Consider the following 15590-nt stretch of genomic DNA (forward strand, 5'->3'; position numbering starts at 1 on the left):
TGGAAATCAACATCACTCTACTCCTTTTACGATAATTTGGTAATTTAATTGACAAGGTTGTTTTCAGCAACATGAAAGTAATCTATTTATTGGTTACTTTATTTTTTAGTTTAAGTTTATCTATCCAAATTCCAATCAAATCCAAATAAACCATTACTTTCCTCCTACTTTTACAAATTTCAGAACTATGCCATTTTAAGTAGAACTTCATACATTTTTTAACGTAATCTTCCATTTTGGCCTACTCTAGAATATTATTCTAAAATTACTAAGTTTTTCCAGTGTTTTTTTGGTATTTCGACATTTTTTTTGTATATGTCGAAATGTTTTTCCTTAAAATTTTTCCTTTTATTTCAAATGTAAAAAAACACCTTGATTTATCTAATGTTTTTAATATAATTGAAATATTATTAATATTATTGTTTTTTTTGAAACTACAAATTACTACAAACTATGTATTGGATTCATTATATAATTGTTATATAAATTTTTTAAAAATTGTAATAAATCAACCAGAACTCTCTCTAGAAAAAGGCAAACCAATTGAGAGATTGGGACGCAAAGCCACTGATCTTAGTTGTAAATACAGTTAAAAAGAACTAGTTCACTGTATTTTTTTATTATCAAACGGACTAAGATAGCAGGGTTACCTAGGTATTTTATACCTTAATTTTAGGAGGCTATTATCCATGTACAGTCAATTGGAAAAACATTCTGCCGAATTAAACTGGATCGACTTACTTCTAGAGTGCATTGAAGTAGGCATAAGTCCTGATGAAGTGCGATCATTTCTTTACAATTGCGTTAAAGATTCATGTCAAAACTAGGATAACTACTCCCTACTATGATATACTTTTTGTAATAGTCAAAAAGATATGGAGTAGCTTATATGATTGGAGAACGAATTAAAAAACTACGTTTACAACATGGAATGTCACTTACAGAGCTTGCAGAACGTGCTGGTATCGCAAAATCTTACATAAGTTCGATTGAACGAAATCTACAAAGCAATCCTTCAATTCAAGTACTTGAAAAAATTGCTGGCGTCTTCAATACAACGGCAGAAAGCCTCCTGAAAGATGATATTGATCCAACAAAAATTATTGATTCTGAATGGATGGAAATCCTTCAAGAAGCAATTAATTCAGGTATACCAAAAGATGAATTATTAAAATTTATTGAGTTTAATAAGTATAAGCAAGGCAAATAAACCTTCGAATTAAAATGTTTCCATTTTAATTTGAAGATTTTTTTTCACACAAAAATAAGAAGGGCGCACTTCAAAATGAAGAGCGCCCTTCTTATTTTTTATTTACGTAAATCATACTTTAGAGAAATGTTATCGATATAACCAGCATCTTTACTAGAGCTGCCAGATTTATCCTTAGCATAAGTAAGTTTTAACACATGTTTACCTGGTTGAATAGTAAGTTTTTTATTTGTCCAATGGTTATCTGTACCTGATTCACTAACTAGTACATTGCCATCTAATGAAATCGTTAAGATATCTTTATCTAGTTGAGAAAGTACTAAATAATCAAAAGATAGGAATGCGTTATAGGCATTATCTGGTACATTAATTGTTACTTCAGCAGTAGAAGAACTATTATTAGGAATGTTATTGCTAATTAAATAATAGTCAGTTTTCCCATCTACTTTTGAATTAATTCTTCCCCAATCACCAGCAATTGAAAATGGTGAACTTGCACTTTCAAAGTCTGCTAGAAAACTATTTTGGGGAGTATATAATCCACTAGCTAAAGAATCTAAATCATTAAGTGTATCATTTTTAATAGATGTAGCTTTATTAGCTAGAGCTGTTGCTTTCTTAAGCTCTAATTGATCTGTTGCAGCGTTAATAATATTTGTTACTCTTTTTATTTCATCTGATAAATATGTTTTTACAGTTGCATCAGTCGATTTTTTTTGCTCATCAATTAGTTGTCCTAAAGTTACTTTTGCAGCATTTATAGCGTCTTCTAAATCATCAAGCGCCTTAGCTTGTTCAGCAGTAATTTTTTGTTGCCCATTTGAAACTTGTGAACTAAAGTCAGGTTTTAACCCGTTAACTTCACCTTCAACTCCAGCAGTAATTTGAGCATTTAATTGTGCTACTAGCTGCGAAAATTGGTCTGTAGTATTTTGATTAATTCCAGGTAAAGCATTGTTGATTGCTTTAATATGCTCATCTGACTGACTGTTAATTTTATTAACACCAGCTTGTTCTAACTCGCCTTGTTTATTATTAACGCCGTTTTCTGTATCAGAAGCATATGCATTTAATTTATTCTTTAATGCCCCAATCATATCTGAAGTTTTTGAACCTAATGTGCTACTAACCGTTGACTTCGCATCATTTAATAATTGAGCTGCATAATTTGTAAATAACTCCCCGGCATTAGTAGATGCAAACGCCAAACTAGAAGATGTTAAGATTCCAGCAGCCAGTATTCCAACTGCAATTTTCTTTTTCATTGATTTTTTTTCCATTTTCTTTCGTGCCTCCATTAGACAGATTACACTTTAAGTGGTTTTGCTATTTTATGAATAGGTAAAATTGAAACAAGTACATAACCTTTAATGTCATTAATAGGTATAAATCCAAAATCTTTACTTCGACTATCGAAGCTTATTCCCGGCTCTCGATTATCACCAACAACAAATATCTTGTTTTTAGGAACCGTTATTTTATCCATATCTTCAGAAGTTCCATTTGTAGAGATTTCTTGAACCGGTTGGTTATTCACATAAATAATTCCATTTTTTATAAAAACTGTGTCCCCAGGAACTCCAATTATTCGTTTTACAACATCAAATCCTTCTGCTCTTAATTTCATAATCGCAACATCTCCAAGTTCAGGATCATGAGTAAAACGCGCTAATTTATTCACAAAGACTACATCCCCATCGTTTAAAGTAGGGTACATTGAAAATCCACTAACTTTTGTAAGTCCAACTGTGTTTAGTAAAATAACTAAAAGAATACTTAAAATTAGAAAGAACCTCAACCATTCAAATAATGACTGACTAAAAGTTTGTACGTTTTTATCTTCCACCGTTTTTTGTTCTTCAATTTTTGAAGCATTCATTACTGTTGTCCTTCCCCGCTAGACTGATCTTGGCTGTTTGTATTTTGTAAATCATCATTTTTGGAGTCAGATGTTTCGTTGGATTTATTCCCATTATTTGAGTTCACCTTAGGAACCTGCTGTTTCATTTCTTCTTTTGCTTGTTCCTGAGCGTTCTGTATAATTTTATCAATTCTCGCTTTTGCTTCTTGTACATCTTTTTCGTTCTTACTATCAATTTGTTTAATCAATTGATCTCCATACTCTTGAAGCTCCGCTTGAGATTCTAAGCTTTTTTGTGTCGCATATTCTTGTATTTCATCAGCAGATTCTTTAGCTTTTTCTTGCACCTCTTGAATTAAGCGTGCTTTTTGCTTAATAGACTCTGCTTCGGTCATTCCAATAATATAATCACTTGCTTGTTTAGTTTGTTGGCTTGTCCATGCAGTCATCGCTGCAGGTAAATTTGTATCGGCAAATGAAAACGTCGTTGCAACGAGTAAACCACCACTTAACGTAACAGATCCAATTAAAAGCTTTTTAAATTTTTTAGAGACCCATGTTTGTTTTTCTGTTTTTTCAGTATGATTCTGCATAATTTACCTCCTAATGACTACATGAAAAAAAACAAACTCTTTAATTTTATGAATTTAAAAGTCATGTTTACTACTAATAATGTAAATTATCTTATTTATTAATAGCGTCCACTAAATCTTGCATATCTTTAATAGCATCATTAGTAGTTTTTGATTGTGTATCTTCTAAAGTTTTAAATGCTGCTTCTTTTTGCGTGTCAATTTCAGTTTTTAATGAAGCTTCAATACGATCAATTTCAGAAGATAAGTGCTCTAAAACAGCTTTTTCAGAATCAGATGCTTGAGTATTAATTAGTGTAGTAATTTCAGCTTTAGCATCTTGAATTTTTTGCGTTAAAGTGTTCACAGCTGTTGTGCGAGAAGAATTTAAATTAGATTGAAGTTTTGAATCCGCACTTTTAGCAACCGCTGAAAGCTGTGCGTTAAAGCTACTATTTAATGTATCTGCTAATGCATTTAAATCAGATGTTGTTTTACCATTTGTTGTTGAAACATAATTAGCAAAATCAGCAGGAATGCTCATGTTTAAAGCAGCCATAGCTTGAGAAATTGCAGTAATATGCTCATTTAAAGCCGCACTAATTTGTTGATTTGCCAATTTTGTTTGAGCGTCTCCTACTGATTCAATCGTGTTTGCAGCATTAACTTTGTAATTATTTACGTTAGTTTTCATATCTGCAACTGAAGAATCATATTTTGGTTTGTATGATGAAGATAGCTCTGTTTTTGCATCAGAAGTTTTCGAATTAGCCCAGTTTGTTAATAACTCCCCTGCGTTAGTACTTGCGAATGCGATTCCTCCAGAAATAACTAAACCAGCGGATACAATCCCTATTACAACTTTACTCTTAACCTTTTTCATCTCTTTCTCTCTCCCTAAATTGTATATAGTTTGTATTTTGTTCTCCTATGAGAACGTATACAATTTAACTATACAAAAGACTAAATAATCTAACAATTGAGTTGAATCTTTATAAAAAGTGCTATTTTGATAAAAAACGACAATGTTATTATTTTTTTTAATCACTTATTGAAGAATAATGTATTTATTTGTTTATTGTTGTTGTAAAAACAGAACTATACTAACTATCACACTGTTAACTAGTTCTTTTTATACATAAAATACGGAAATGATTAAACGTAAATACTGTTGATTCTCTATTTTTTTTCATATTTTAATGGAAAAACCAGGAATATGTACTAGGTCTATAGTAGCGTTCGGATTTACAAACAAATATTAATATGTAGAAATTTGTAGAAACCTCAGGGGATAAATGGGAGGAGTAGTCTTTCCTTTTAGATTAGAGATCTTATCTTGAACAAAGCAAAAAAACCCCGATTTGGTATATAGTTAAACTATTTACCAAATCGGGGTTCTTTCTCTTCATAAAAATTCACGCTATTGTGTTAATCCTAACTGATCGCGTAGTTCATTTGAAAGTGCTAAACGATTTTCTTCCGGTACTAAATAATAGTAGATTCCCTTGATCATTTTCCCATTTCCTTCTAGTTGCTGTTGTTCAATACTATCAGTGGCACCTCGATAGCTTTTCTGAATATCAAACATTTCATCTAGGGTTAAATTAGTTTCTAGGTTTTTACTAATCGAATTTAATATATCCTTATAACCCACTAAACTTTTAATTTTTGTTCCTTTGTTAATTACTTCTTGAATGATTTGACGTTGTCTTGCTTCTCGTCCAAAATCACCTTGTGGATCCTCGTAACGCATTCGCGAGAAACTTAACGCCTTTTCTCCATTTAGAGACAATAATCCCTTTTTAAAGTGATAACCGTCATTTGTAAAGTCTAGTGTATTCATAACCTCTACTCCACCAATTGCATCTACAATGCCTTTAAACCCCTCCATATTGACTTCTAAATAGTAATCAATAGGTATGTTTAAAAATTTCTCCACAGTGTTTACACTCATTTGTATACCACCGAATGCAAATGCATGATTAATCTTATCAGTACGATTTTTCCCTACTATTTCAGTACGAGTATCACGTGGAATACTAATAATTTTCGTCGTATGTTTTGTAGGATTTACGGTTATAACCATTAGCGAATCAGATCGCCCCTGGTCACCTGGTCGTTTGTCTACCCCTAGGAGTAAAACAGAGAATGGATTTTTTTCTTTAACGCTGACGGGTTCAACCCTTTTTTCCGTCTTTTCTATTGGGTGATAGATAACGCTCGTTGTTTTCGTTACTTCATGATAAATATAAAATCCAGTAGCCCCAGCTATAGATACCAGTACGGTCAAAACAATTCCAATGCGCAACATTATTTTTTTCCAGCTCACGGATATTGCTCCTTTTAGTAAAAATTAAAGTGTAGTTAAACAATATTTAAGAAAATATGTTTCAACGTCTTGTTAATTAATTTTTTGTTTTAATGTTAAAACATTGATTTCAGGAGGGTTAAATAAACGAAACTTTAGGAACCGAATAAAATTGCTACTTCCAAGACCTGTACTCACATATTGTTTAGTATGTTTGTACTCCCAAAGACCTTTAACGCGGTTTTGTGGAGGAAACAGACCACCCCACTTATACCATCCCTCTGGTACGAATGGTGCTCCTATAAAGGGTAAACGAATTTGTCCTCCATGATAATGTCCAGCAATAATCAAATCGTATTTCCGATCTCTAAACTTCAGACTTGCATCATTTAAAAGACTATCAATTCTCGCGTCAACTATAGGATAGTGATTAAGCGCAATTAAGACATCATTCTTTTTTAATTGATTAATACCGGACATCTCTTTAATTAATGATTTACGGTGCTCAATATACTGCTTGGTTTGTACATATTCAGGTAAGAAGATTCCATTTGTTTGTTTATCACTTTGAGAAGCGTTCAGGATTGACGTTTCAAAGTCAACGAAGTTAATTGTGGAATTGTTTTTTTTGACTGAATAAATAGATTCCAAGAATTTGACACCACGTTTTTCAATACCTTTTATGAACTTACTTTTTACTAATACATCTTTTGAATTTACATAATATGCCTCTGGATCTTCATTTCCAGGTATATAAATGGCATTCTCTTTGTTTTGTATTCCTTCTAATAATTGATAAAAAGGCTTAATATTAGTACTTTGGCTTTTAAGAATCATATCACCAGTAAAAACAATGGCGTCATAATCGGTGGAGTTAATGGATTTTAACAAGCGACTTTGATTTTTACCAAACTCTTTACTATGCAAGTCTGAAATTTGAAGAATTTTATATCCCTCAAATTCTTTTGGTAAGTGGTCTACTAAGACATCTTGTTTTGCTATTGTAATTCGGTTATTATCCCAAATTATATAAATTACTAGTGCAAAGATAAATAATATGATTAACCCTGCAACTACTTTTGCTAATCTATTTTTCAAAGTAACCGCTCCATTATCCACTTTTTATACAAAGTATTGATAAACCGTTTATATGAAATTAATACTTGATCTTCTGCTTTAATTCAAAAAAATCAAAGAGCTCCTCAACACTTTCAGTTACATAAACATTCTTGCATTTATCCGCGTCAACTTTACTTTCAAATCCGTAACCATACGTCACGGCAATAAAATCAATTCCCACTTTCTCTGCACCAATTGCATCATGCATGCTATCGCCGATCAATACTACCTTCGACAAATCATTTTGCCCTATCTCTTCTAAGCACATTAAAATTAAATCTGATTTACTAAGCGTATCGGCATCATCGACCCCGAAAATAACATCAAAGTGCTTACTCAATTCGAAATTTTCCAATATTTCTTTTGCTAAATCATCCCTCTTTAGCGTTGCAACTGCCGTATTACATTTTTTCTCTTTTAATGAAAATAGTAACTCTTTTATATAGCTATATTGCTTAGCCTCAAATTTACCCTTTTCTTTATATCTACTTCGATATATTTTTACAGCTTCTCTTGCCTTTTCTTCATTAAAACCGCACTCTCGCATAAATGATTCGACGGGTGGTGGACCAATAAATCGTCTCTGCTGTTGAACTGTTAATTCAGGTGCCCCCATTAGAATTGCAGTATGATTCGCGCCAATCATGATTCCTTGGGCTGTATCTAATAATGTTCCATCTAAGTCAAAAATGATTGTAGAATATTTCATATGCCCTCCGCTTTAATATGTCTTACTATACAAATGAACATCTTTATAAATCGTCGACGTTACATAGTGAATTCCCATATTCTTTTCTACATTGGCTAAGTAATTTTTTATTTCTTCATTCTTCTTAACAAGCTCGACCATTTCAATATGGTTAATTAAATCTGTTGAATAATAGTTTTTAGCCTTGTTTAGACTGAATCCATCAAATCCAGCAAGATATACATGATCAATAAATAAATGATTTAATAAATTAATAGCCATTAATCCTGCGTTATCTGAAATTAAGGAGTTTTCTAGCAGTAAATCAGAATAATTAACGACTATTGATGAATCGACTTTTAAGTTTGTAATATTAGATGTTGTTATTAAAGTTGTTGCAAATGATAAATCTTTTATTACATCTTCCATACTCTTAAATCTCTTACTATTGCTAATAAAAATGGCGTTACAGTTAAAAGCACTTGGTAAAAAATTTATGCTAATAATAAATGGATCTTCTTCGTTTATAAACGTTTTAATATTTTCTATTTCTTTTTTGATTGATTTACCTGGTGCTACAATAAGTACTTTTTTATTACCAATTAGCTTCCTTAATCTCTTCAAATTTTCTGTATCATCTACCAATTGCATTTGATGACTTATGTATAAATCTTCAATATAATTTTCATCAAAGATATCACGTTTTTTGTTCGGGATTTGCCTCAATATTGTATTGATTGACTTAACAGAAATCGTCTGTTTATTCATTAAATAGGATGCATAGTTAGGGTGACAATTATTGATTGCCGCTATAAAATAGGGAACGGAATAACCCCATTTGGGCTCATTAAAAAATCTACTCAAATGTTCATCTACAATTTCCAATAACGGTACTATTTTATATTTTTCCTCAATATTTTCATTGATGTACTCAGAAATTAGCTCCGTGCATAAATTTCCTGCTCCTCTTCCCATACCAAATACCGAAGAATCTATTATTATCTTTCTTTTAGTATGCAGCGTTAACAATTCTTGGGCATTTGAAAAAGATAATTGTAAATTATTATGAGAATGGAATCCGATGTTAATTGTTTTATCAAGATTATGATCTAGTAGATGGTACATTCTTAGTAAATTATTTTTGTACATAATTCCAAGTGTATCTACTAAGTAAAATGCATATGGTTTTAGCTCATTAACTTTTTCGATCAAAGCTAACAGATTTGCATCAGTGTAGCTTGTAGTACCAACTGGTTGAATAAACACTTTATACCCTTTTTCAATTAACATTTTTCCATATTCTAATGCTTCAGTAATTTCTTTTTCATTATCATGGAACGTTAATCGTATTCCATCGATTGAAGTACCATCATATACTTTTATTTTATCGATTGAGATGAATGGTTGATCAATCATAGCTACGTAAATAGTATCTTTATTTTTTGGCTGAATCAGTTCTTTGATGTTTTCAATATCATTGAAAATTGTAGTGTCATTATCATAATCCACATCCCTAAGAAATCCACATTCAATAATGTCTATACTAGATTGTGTCAACTTTTCAATTACTTTTTTAACCGTCCTCTTACCAAAGTTCCAATCATTGATGTATCCACCATCGCGTAAAGTACAGTCGAGTAGCTTTATATTGTTCACTCAAATACCACGCTTTCTAAACGATCTTTTATAATATCTCGCACTTTATCTAAATCTTTTGGAGTATCCACGGAAAGAGTCGTCACATTTGCTTCCACAAATTTTATCTTTTGGCCATTCTCAATAAATCTAAACTCATCAATGTCTTCGGCTGCTTCCAAAGGGCCTCTTGGTGCTGAATAACAAAACTCCAATGCACTTTTTGTGAAACATTGTACCCCAACAAACTTTTTATAATAAAAATCGTATGTCCCCTTTGGGTAAGGAATTGGGCTTCGGGCTAAATATAATCCATATCCAAATACATCTGTTGCAATTTTTATTTTGGAGAAGTCCACAGCTTCTAAAGGATTTTTTAATTCTGTCATTAAATTTGATACATATAAGGAATTAGGGTCAACCCCATTAGGTAGAATTCTACTAATCGCTTCAGTTTCTATTAAAGGTTCATCTCCGTTTACATTAATATAAAAATCTGCATCTATTAATGTAGAAACCTCGTATAGACGATCAAGATGTGTTTTATGATTTTCAGAAGTCATAATCGTTTTTATTCCGTAGCTTTCACAAACTTCTTTAATTCGTAAATCATCTGTTGCGACATATACCTCATTTAGTCCCTCTAATCCCTTTAATCGTTCATGAACCCACCAAATCATTGGTTTTCCACAAATATCTGCTAAAGGCTTGCCTGGGAATCTTGACGAATTATATCTAGCTGGAATAACACCAATGATTTTCATAAATTATCTTCCTCCTGATATCATCTTATATATTAAAAAGATTTGTTCATTTAAAAGAACATTCACTAATAAAATTCATCCTAAATATTTTCAACTAAATAATTATTAAATTTATTTTCGTATATTTTACTTTCAAACACTTGAAAAAATTTGATTCTATCCGCTAAATACTTAAAATATTTTTGCTCCCCTAAAGGATTTTCCACTAACCTTTGTGTAATAAATTCTAAGTAAAATATATATCTATATAATTCTGAATGCTGTACTAGAACTGCTGCTAACTTAGAATTTATAAAATGATTCTCTAAATAATTGCGAATAAAAGTCTGATAAGCATTTTCAATTTCCCTACTTACTTCGTAAAGATTTTCCTCATTTATACTAGAAACTTTATCAAATGTAATAAAGTAAAAATCAAAAAAAGCACTTCTGATTTCTAAAGTATTCCAATCTATTACCCTAGATTTTTTCCCACTTTTCAAAATATTACCTTCCCAAAAATCTCCATGTGAAAATCCTAAAACAATTTCTGATTGGGAGACAACTTTGTTCAGCTCTTGATGTATTACCGAAATAAAATCTGAAATAATTTTTATATTATTTACTAAACTAACATTATGATTTAGAAAAGGACTCAATAATTGCTCAATCCTCTTTGAAACATTTTGAATATGTTGACCTAAGAATATATTTTGATGACCTTTACTTAATAAAATCTCCTTTAAAATAGGTAGAGTTTCTAAATAAACATGCTTTATATCATTTAATTTGAAAGATACTGGCTTTAAATTTAAATAACTTTCCTTCATAAACCTACTATTAAGTTCCCAATCTAGTAGTTTAGGTGATAATTTGCAATTTTGTGCTTCTTTTAGTTTATAAAACCTATTCTCCATCACACTCTTTGGAAAATCATTAGGGTATACAGTTGTAACATATTTCTTTCTAAAATTTATTATTTTGTATTCACCTTGACCTCCTAAAATGAGACAGTGCCCACAATATACTGATGATAGAGTCGGAAATAAATCAGGAGACTTTTTATTTAAGTTCTTTTTTCTTTTATATAAATAAGTAAATTGCAATACGCGAATAAGTCTAACAATCGGAAGACACAAATTAATAATATGAATTTTTGTCTTCCTCTCAAGAAAACCAAAAGGTTTACCTTTGAAAAATAGGAAGTATATAAGACTAATTAAACTCTGATCTAGATTAATGTAGAGCGAACTATATAAAAAATTATCTACATAAATATATCTAAACTCCTCCATGTAAATCTCCCTCTATTGTATATTGTTGTAAGTAAATGATTTTTAATATTTGGAAACAACTTTTGAACAAACACTAAAAAAATGTATTAAGAAGTCTAATGAGAATGTTATTTTCTTAATTAAGAACATCTTATTTCAAAAATTTTCATCTTATTAAACGCCTTTCATTTTTTATTTGATTATAATACTTTTTAAGTGTTTTAGGATATTAAATTATGATAAAGGTTGTAAAGATTTTTCTCTTTTATTGTTCGCTATAACATCATCTAAATCAACTCTTTCAAATATCTCCAGCATTCCTCCTCTAGTAGCGTTAAAGATTTTAATATTATTTGAATCCGCATATTTCTTTGCCACACTATACGCATGAATCATTTTTATTCCGGCAACTGAATAAGTGGGATCAAAGCAATCGTAATTTTTAAAATGATGATTTAGATCACTAGAATAGTTGCAATCTGCGCCAAGCAAATAGATTTCTTTAAATCCCATATAAACTGCAATTTGTATAAGTGAATAAGCTATTGAATAACCATCATACACTACTGCAAATGCATCGTCGCTAAACTTTGTATTATACTCCGTATGCAGCCAATAATGATTTAACATGTTCATTGGATAAACATAATATTCTTCTGGGATCTCCGCTCTTTTTAAAATAGGTTCACCAATGAATTTACATTCTGAATCCAAATTTTTAATATCTTCTTCAAACCTAAGATAATTTCCAATACACTGAATCCCATAATATGTTGGTCTCCAGTCTGTTTCGTCAAATGCGAGGCAAATTGAATTCATACTAAAAGTAATTTCGCCACGAAGTTTTTCCAAATCTTCAATTTTCAAGCTTGGTCCCGTTGCTACAATAAAGCACCTTTCACCTAGATGTTTATTCTTTATGTCTTTTAATTTTTCGAAATGACTTTTTCTATTAATACAATTCACTCTTAAAAATTTATTAATACTAAACATAATATTTGGTATAATGACCGGTCTAATCATAGGAATAAAAGTATATCGAATATTTCTAATAAAATCATAAAAGTACAATGTGACCTTATTACTTTTTAAGATCTTTTTTATTGTCATAGTTCCCCATTCCCTTTTTTATTTAATTAGTTTGTTAATATGTCCCTGTCTTAGATTCGATATGGTCATTATTAATTTTTATTTCTTTTAACTTACTAAGTCTGTCTAATAGCCTATAATCCACAATACTATTATCGTATAGGTTAACTTTCTCCAAATTAGTTAGATATTGTAAACCGTCTAAATTTGAAATATTTTGACCGCTTAAATCTATTTCCTTTATCGAGCTCAATTCAGAAATAGTTATCCATTTTACATTTGGATTATGAAGATGCTGTCTGATACACCTTTCTAAGTTTTTATCTATAAAAGTGGCAATTCCAGCTAATTCAGCAGTAGTATAGAATTCAAACCCTAGCGCTTTAGCTTCTTTTATAATTTCTTCGATTAATTTTGTTGAAGTTCTCCACGTTCCAGCAAGGTCTGATTCTTCTCCCCATCCAAAATCTTCCCACTTTACATCTTCTGGTAATGTAGAATGTGACATTAAAATTAAATTTAGCCCAGTTTTCTTAACAACCCTCAAAATCCTTTTTATATACTTTTTATTCTTTAAAAATATACTGTCTATACAAACGGCAGGTGCAAATCCAGCATGGTTGAAAGGTGTTAAATGATTAGTAGATGAATGTCCCCTTACAACTTTAAAGTACTTCGGGACGATCTCGTTTATCATTTCATCATTATATGCTGCAAAAGGGAATGCATGGGTTACTGGTAATTTAAACTTTTCCTTTGTTTTAGAATGAGAGTGTTTGTCCATCCATTTAAACAATGATTCTATTTCATCTTCAACCCATTTTGCTAAACCATATTCATTAATATATGATTTAGCATTTTGGTGTTTTAAGCTATGGTGAGCAAGTTCATGACCATTTGCTTGTAATTCTAGTAACTGATCTATTTCCTTTTGATTATGTTCCCTTCCACCCTCAAATTGGTGAAAGGCATTAATATTAAATGTTACTTTCACATCATAATACCCAAATAAATCCATACCATATTTATACCAATGTCCTACTCTAAAACTGTCATCAAACGAAAATGCAATCCCAGGTTTATTTACGAAAGGAACTTCATTCTTTTCGTCTCTTGGAACTATTTTCTTTTCCATCTCCCTAATTAAATTCCCATAAAATCCATGCCAATACCAAGTTTCAGCCACTTTATTTTTTATTTTTTCTAATCCTCTCCTAAACATCACGTACCTCCTTTAATAATAGTTTAAATTAGATATTTTCCATTATTAAATAACCGAGTGCTTTAATTTATGGTCAACTGTTACTAATCTACCTTTATTCAATTTGAAAACAATATCACAGTTTTCAATTGTACTCAGACGATGCGCAATAATAATTAAAGTTTTTTCTCCCTTTAAGCCATCGATCGCTTTCATAATTTCTTTTTCTGTTTCATTATCCAGTGCAGATGTTGCTTCATCCATAAAAATTATTTCTGGATTGTGGTATAATGCCCTAGCAATTCCAATACGTTGGCGTTGTCCACCTGAAAGCCTTACTCCTCTTTCACCTACTGTTGTGTTTAATTGTTCAGGAAGTAATTTCACAAATTCCTTTAATTGAGCTTGCTCTAGCGCTCTCCACACTGCACTCTCATCAATTTGGTCCTCATCTAATCCAAATGCAATATTTCCTCGAATTGTATCATCTGATAGGAAAATTGATTGGGGAATATAACCAATTTTTTGTTTCCACAGTTCTCTTTGATTGTTTAAATCATTCCCATCAATTAAGATTTCACCATTTTCGGGATGGAATAACCCTAATATGATATCAACTAGTGTTGTTTTACCAGCACCGGATTCACCAATAAATGCCACAGACTGACCAATTGGAATAGTTAAAGATACATCCTTAACTGAAAAGTCTCTCTGATTAGGATATTTAAAGGAAATATTGTTCAATTTAATGGATTGAGTGAAAACTCTATCATTATGATCAACCACTTTTGAATTTTCCTTGCTAATTTGATCGTCAATATTTATGAGGTGATCTTTATTTAGGAATAAATCTTCATAAATGATTGATAACGCAGGTTCTGAATAACGTATCGCAGTTATAAACCCTACAATACGGGTAATTGAAGGCATTAAACGAAATGCTGCCATAGCAAAGAGTGCCATAGTTGAAACTAGACTTGTAGTATTACTACCCTTAAAGACAATTATTAACATCGTGATTAGTACGATTGTTACCATAGTTGTTTCAATAAAATATCTTGGAACTTGATTTAATATATTTAATTGTCTACTATTTCCTGCACTTTTTTGACTTTGATTAGTAAAAGCATTTACAAAGAAGTCTTCTTTACCCGATACCTTAACTTCTTTACTAGCACCTAATCCCTGATTTACCCATTTAATCATAGCAGCATTTACTTCTTGTTGTTCAGTACCTAAGCGACTAATCTTTTTACGAAAATACCTAAAAAATAGGAATACACTTCCACCCAGTAAAGTCGAAGCAATTATTGTTGCTAAAGGAGCAGTAATAATTAACAAAACTAATATAAATGAAGTAACAAGAATTTCTGTTAATAACTGAAAACCCGAAATGATGATTCCTTGAAATACTTTAGTAATTTCTGTATTTATATTGCGAAGTAATTCTGATGTGTTTCTTTCTAAATGAAATATATATGGTTTCGTTAAATATTCTTTAAACAAGTTTCTTGATAATCTAACTTGTTGGTTTAAAATGACACGTACTTGTAAATGGTTAAATATTAGTAAGTATATATTTTTAATAAAAAATACTGCAAGTAGTGCTATACCTGCAAATACGATGAATCCGTTTACCGATTGAAAATGAAGAAATTTATAAATAAATGATAAAATAGCTTGTTCTTTGATTACTTTTGGATCGGTTAATATCCCTACAAAAGGGAAGATTGCTCCTATTCCAATCGTTTCAAATACTGCTGCAGCTATCATCATGAGAAATAATATTAAAAGTTTATTCTTTTCTTTTTTATTAAAAAGCATTAGTAATTTACTTAATGAAGACTTCAAATTTATCACCCTTTTAAAAATAAATAAGACTAGTAAACT

At 30.8% G+C, this 15590-nt stretch carries 14 protein-coding genes and 1 riboswitch; of the genes, 1 reads left to right on the plus strand and 13 read right to left on the minus strand.

All coding sequences use genetic code 11. The features are described 5' to 3' along the window. The first annotated feature begins 523 nt into the window (after nt 1–523). Nucleotides 524–654, plus strand: a riboswitch (cyclic di-GMP riboswitch). Between the two features lie 235 nt (nt 655–889). Next, nucleotides 890–1210: a helix-turn-helix domain-containing protein gene (locus COE53_RS20770; RefSeq protein ID WP_069033798.1), complete on the plus strand. Its 321-nt coding sequence runs from the start codon at nt 890–892 to the stop codon at nt 1208–1210. A gap of 98 nt (nt 1211–1308) precedes the next feature. Here COE53_RS20770 and COE53_RS20775 read toward each other — a convergent pair whose 3' ends face one another. The 13 genes from COE53_RS20775 to COE53_RS20835 all read right to left on the minus strand — a co-directional run bounded on the left by COE53_RS20775 (nt 1309) and on the right by COE53_RS20835 (nt 15560). Continuing rightward, nucleotides 1309–2490: a hypothetical protein gene (locus tag COE53_RS20775; RefSeq protein ID WP_069033797.1), complete on the minus strand. Its 1182-nt coding sequence runs from the start codon at nt 2488–2490 to the stop codon at nt 1309–1311. A gap of 26 nt (nt 2491–2516) precedes the next feature. Then, a complete protein-coding gene (gene lepB / locus COE53_RS20780; RefSeq protein WP_069033796.1) occupies nt 2517–3089 on the minus strand; it encodes a signal peptidase I in 573 nt (190 codons plus the stop codon). Further along, entirely contained in the window at nt 3089–3664 is a 576-nt protein-coding gene (locus COE53_RS20785; protein WP_069033795.1) for a hypothetical protein, read from the minus strand. The genes lepB and COE53_RS20785 overlap by 1 nt, the downstream gene beginning before the upstream one ends. Nucleotides 3665–3755: 91 nt before the next feature. Next, nucleotides 3756–4526, minus strand: coding sequence for a hypothetical protein (locus tag COE53_RS20790; protein WP_069033794.1), 771 nt, complete (start codon nt 4524–4526; stop codon nt 3756–3758). A gap of 537 nt (nt 4527–5063) precedes the next feature. Continuing rightward, complete coding sequence (locus COE53_RS20795) at nt 5064–5972, minus strand: LCP family glycopolymer transferase (protein WP_286143768.1); 909 nt, start codon at nt 5970–5972, stop codon at nt 5064–5066. Between the two features lie 72 nt (nt 5973–6044). Next, the gene (locus tag COE53_RS20800; RefSeq protein WP_069033793.1) at nt 6045–7049 is read right to left on the minus strand and encodes a metallophosphoesterase; all 1005 of its coding nucleotides are present in this window, start codon (nt 7047–7049) and stop codon (nt 6045–6047) included. 58 nt (nt 7050–7107) lie between these two features. Beyond that, entirely contained in the window at nt 7108–7779 is a 672-nt protein-coding gene (locus tag COE53_RS20805; RefSeq protein ID WP_069033792.1) for an HAD hydrolase-like protein, read from the minus strand. Nucleotides 7780–7791: 12 nt separating this feature from the next. Further along, complete coding sequence (locus tag COE53_RS20810) at nt 7792–9414, minus strand: aldolase catalytic domain-containing protein (protein ID WP_069033791.1); 1623 nt, start codon at nt 9412–9414, stop codon at nt 7792–7794. Next, nucleotides 9411–10157 carry a 3-deoxy-manno-octulosonate cytidylyltransferase gene (locus COE53_RS20815; protein WP_069033790.1) on the minus strand — a complete coding sequence of 249 codons (747 nt, stop codon included), beginning with the start codon at nt 10155–10157 and terminating at the stop codon, nt 9411–9413. Before COE53_RS20815 ends, COE53_RS20810 begins: the two co-directional genes overlap by 4 nt. A gap of 80 nt (nt 10158–10237) precedes the next feature. Beyond that, on the minus strand, nt 10238–11431 hold the full coding sequence (locus COE53_RS20820; RefSeq protein ID WP_069033789.1) for a protein kinase family protein: 1194 nt from the start codon (nt 11429–11431) through the stop codon (nt 10238–10240). 213 nt (nt 11432–11644) lie between these two features. Then, nucleotides 11645–12520, minus strand: coding sequence for a 6-hydroxymethylpterin diphosphokinase MptE-like protein (locus COE53_RS20825; protein ID WP_069033788.1), 876 nt, complete (start codon nt 12518–12520; stop codon nt 11645–11647). A 34-nt stretch (nt 12521–12554) separates the two neighbouring features. Continuing rightward, a complete protein-coding gene (locus COE53_RS20830; protein ID WP_069033787.1) occupies nt 12555–13721 on the minus strand; it encodes a polysaccharide deacetylase family protein in 1167 nt (388 codons plus the stop codon). Between the two features lie 45 nt (nt 13722–13766). Continuing rightward, nucleotides 13767–15560 (minus strand): ABC transporter ATP-binding protein, encoded by a 1794-nt coding sequence (locus COE53_RS20835; protein ID WP_439097781.1) that lies wholly within the window; start codon nt 15558–15560, stop codon nt 13767–13769. Nucleotides 15561–15590 lie beyond the last annotated feature (30 nt).

Source organism: Bacillus sp. AFS029533 (assembly GCF_002585125.1).
Taxonomy (GTDB): Bacteria; Bacillota; Bacilli; order Bacillales; family Bacillaceae_G; genus Gottfriedia; species Gottfriedia luciferensis_B.

Bases quoted from the DNA above. Each gene is read 5' to 3' on its own strand.
- COE53_RS20820 (WP_069033789.1), bottom strand. From the start codon at position 11,431: ATGGAGGAGTTTAGATATATTTATGTAGATAATTTTTTATATAGTTCG.
- COE53_RS20770 (WP_069033798.1), top strand. From the start codon at position 890: ATGATTGGAGAACGAATTAAAAAACTACGTTTACAACATGGAATGTCA.
- COE53_RS20830 (WP_069033787.1), bottom strand. From the start codon at position 13,721: ATGTTTAGGAGAGGATTAGAAAAAATAAAAAATAAAGTGGCTGAAACT.
- COE53_RS20815 (WP_069033790.1), bottom strand. From the start codon at position 10,157: ATGAAAATCATTGGTGTTATTCCAGCTAGATATAATTCGTCAAGATTC.
- COE53_RS20790 (WP_069033794.1), bottom strand. From the start codon at position 4,526: ATGAAAAAGGTTAAGAGTAAAGTTGTAATAGGGATTGTATCCGCTGGT.
- lepB (WP_069033796.1), bottom strand. From the start codon at position 3,089: ATGAATGCTTCAAAAATTGAAGAACAAAAAACGGTGGAAGATAAAAAC.
- COE53_RS20785 (WP_069033795.1), bottom strand. From the start codon at position 3,664: ATGCAGAATCATACTGAAAAAACAGAAAAACAAACATGGGTCTCTAAA.
- COE53_RS20775 (WP_069033797.1), bottom strand. From the start codon at position 2,490: ATGGAAAAAAAATCAATGAAAAAGAAAATTGCAGTTGGAATACTGGCT.
- COE53_RS20805 (WP_069033792.1), bottom strand. From the start codon at position 7,779: ATGAAATATTCTACAATCATTTTTGACTTAGATGGAACATTATTAGAT.
- COE53_RS20825 (WP_069033788.1), bottom strand. From the start codon at position 12,520: ATGACAATAAAAAAGATCTTAAAAAGTAATAAGGTCACATTGTACTTT.